Origin of the sequence: Mesorhizobium sp. M7A.F.Ca.US.005.03.2.1 (assembly GCF_003997795.1) — a bacterium.
GTDB classification, from domain to species: Bacteria; Pseudomonadota; Alphaproteobacteria; order Rhizobiales; family Rhizobiaceae; genus Mesorhizobium; species Mesorhizobium ciceri.
Genome location: NZ_RZRP01000771.1, coordinates 1 through 2997, shown reverse-complemented (window position 1 = coordinate 2997; position 2997 = coordinate 1). Strand labels below are relative to the sequence as shown.

3 protein-coding genes are annotated in these 2997 nt (G+C 65.2%); all 3 read left to right on the top strand.

The window, feature by feature from the left end; translation table 11 throughout:
* Nucleotides 1-84: 84 nt before the first annotated feature.
* Nucleotides 85-258, top strand: coding sequence for a hypothetical protein (locus EN991_RS29985; protein ID WP_013532459.1), 174 nt, complete (start codon nucleotides 85-87; stop codon nucleotides 256-258).
* Between the two features lie 97 nt (nucleotides 259-355).
* The gene (locus EN991_RS29980; protein ID WP_127370099.1) at nucleotides 356-2449 is read left to right on the top strand and encodes an ATP-dependent helicase; all 2094 of its coding nucleotides are present in this window, start codon (nucleotides 356-358) and stop codon (nucleotides 2447-2449) included.
* A 17-nt stretch (nucleotides 2450-2466) separates the two neighbouring features.
* The coding region (dapB, locus tag EN991_RS29975; RefSeq protein ID WP_127370098.1) for a 4-hydroxy-tetrahydrodipicolinate reductase at nucleotides 2467-2997 on the top strand (531 nt) is incomplete at its 3' end.

The following is a 2997-nucleotide window of genomic DNA, read 5'->3' as shown; positions in this document are numbered from 1 at the left end:
ATCTTCGACTGCGCGCGTGGACGATTGGCAAGGGAACCAAAGGCTGTTTCCACGGTTGGTTCTGCTCCAAAGGAGTTTTGCACCATGTTCCGTCTGCTCGTCGCCGGCGCCTTCGCCTATGTCACTTATCGCATCGCCAGGAAGATGGTCGAAAACGTGCCCGATACGGTCGACCCGCTGCTGTTGCCGCCGTCGCAACCTGATCGCGAGACCTTGCGACGGCAGTCGGCCGACATGGGTGTCGATCCGCAACGCTAGCCGCGATCCCTTCTCTTCAGACCGGCCCCAGTCCTGCATGGGTTAGGTGTGCCCGTATCGATGTTGCGAACAAAGCAGAAACGATGCTTGATGGGCGATGAACCTCGCCACCGCTGATTCGACCTTTCGGGAACCGACCGTCCAGCCTGCCTATCTCGCGCGGCTGAACGATGCCCAGCGCCAGGCCGTCGAGCACGGCGCCGGTCAGATTGCCGGCCCGTTGCTGGTCATTGCCGGCGCCGGATCTGGCAAGACCAACACGCTGGCGCATCGCGTCGCTCATCTGATCGTCAAGGGCGCCGACCCGCGCCGCATCCTGCTGATGACGTTTTCGCGCCGCGCCGCATCCGAAATGGCCAGACGCGTCGAGCGTATTGCCGGCGAGGTGCTCGGCCGCGATGCAGCCGTCATCACCGATGCGCTGACCTGGGCCGGCACCTTTCACGGCATCGGCGCGCGGCTGTTGCGCGACTATGCGCTGGAGATCGGTCTCGACCCGGCCTTCACCATCCATGATCGCGAGGATTCCGCCGACCTGATGAATCTGGTCCGCCACGAGCTCGGCTTCTCGAAGACGGAAGCGCGCTTCCCCACCAAGGGCACTTGCCTTGCCATCTATTCGCGCGCCGTCAACGCGCAGGCGCCGCTCAACGAGGTGTTGGGTTCCGCCTTTCCCTGGTGCGCCGGCTGGGCGGAGCAGCTGAAAGAATTGTTCGCCGGTTATGTCGAGGCCAAGCAGGCGCAAAACGTGCTCGATTACGACGATTTGCTGCTCTACTGGGCGCAGATGGCGGCGGAGCCCGAGATAGCAGCGCATCTGGGCGGGCGTTTCGACCATGTGCTGGTCGACGAATACCAGGACACAAATCGCCTGCAGGCTTCGATCCTCATGGCGCTGAAACCCGACGGCGCCGGGCTGACGGTGGTCGGCGACGATGCGCAATCGATCTATTCGTTCCGCGCCGCCGAGGTTCGCAACATCCTCGACTTCCCCAATCAGTTCGCGCAAGCCGCCGACGTGGTGATGCTGGAGCGCAATTACCGCTCGACCGAGACCATCCTTGCTGCCGCCAATGCGGTGATCGGCGAAGCCTCGGAGCGCTTCACCAAAAACCTGTGGTCGGAGCGCAAATCCAGCGACAGGCCAAAACTGGTGACCGTGCGCGACGAAGTCGAGCAGGCCAATTTCGTCTGCGACGCGATCCTGGCCGAGCGCGAGGCGGGCACAGCGCTGAAGTCCCAGGCGGTGCTGTTTCGCGCCTCGCATCACAGCGGGCCGCTGGAGATCGAACTGACGCGGCGCAACATTCCCTTCGTCAAATTCGGCGGCCTGAAGTTTCTCGATGCCGCCCATGTCAAGGATGTGCTGGCGGTGCTGCGCTTTGCCGAAAATCCGCGCGACCGTGTCGCCGGTTTTCGCGTATTGCAACTCTTGCCTGGCATCGGCCCTTCGGCCGCCGCGCAGATCGTCGAGACCATGACGACGGCGCTGGACGAGGCCATGGGGTTGGCCGGCTGGCGTCCGCCGCAACGCGCTGCCGATGACTGGCCTGGCTTCGTCTCGCTCTATTCCGGCCTGCGCGCCGGCGCCAGATGGCCGGCCGACCTCGAACAGATCAGGCTGTGGTACGAGCCGCATCTGGAACGCATCCACGAGGACGCGACGACGCGCCGGGCCGACCTGTTGCAACTTGAGCAGATCGGCTCGGGCTATGCCTCGCGCGAGCGCTTCCTGACCGAACTGACGCTCGATCCGCCGGACGCCACCAGCGACCAGGCTGGGCCGCCGCATCGCGACGAGGACTATCTCATCCTGTCGACCATCCATTCGGCCAAGGGCCAGGAATGGAAGAATGTCTTCGTGCTCAACACGGTCGACGGCTGCATCCCGGCCGATCTCGGCGTCGGCACCAAGGAAGACATCGAGGAGGAGCGCCGGCTGCTCTACGTGGCAATGACGCGGGCCAAGGACAATCTCAACCTGGTCATGCCGCAGCGTTTCTTTCCACATGGCCAGGCGGCGCGCGGCGACCGCCATCTCTATGCCTCGCGCACCCGTTTCATCCCGGCTTCGATCCTTGCCGCATTCCAGCAGGTGTCGTGGCCGAGCGCACAGGCAGCACAGGGCAGGGCAGCCCGGCCGGAGGTGCGCGTCGACATCGGCGCGCGCATGCGCGGCATGTGGAAATAGCCGCGGGATAGCGCTCCATGTCGAAACCACCGGTCAGGATAGCCCTCGCGGGTGCGCTGGGCCGCATGGGCCGTCAGATGGCGGACGCCGTGCAGGGCGACGCGCGGCTGGCGCTCGCCGCCCGCTTTCACCGGCCGGGCAGTGTCGGCGAAGGGCTGGTGAGCCGCGGCGAGGCGCTTGCAGTGGCCGACGTGGTCATCGACTTCACCACGCCGGCTGCCTCGGTCGACCTGGCCAGGATTTGCGCCGAGCGCGGCGGGCCGGCCCTGGTCATAGGCTCTACGGGCTTCGATGCTTCTCAATCGGCTGCGATCGCCGACGCCGCGAAAACGATTGCCATCGTGCGCTCCGGCAGCTTTTCACTCGGGCTCAACATGCTGGTCGGACTGGTCGAGCAGGCGGCGCGGGCACTCGACCCCGATGACTGGGACGTGGAGATTGTCGAGGCGCATCATCGCCACAAGGTCGATGCGCCATCGGGAACGGCGTTGATGCTGGGGCATGCCGCAGCCGGCGGACGCGGCATCGATCTGGAGACGGTCGCAAGG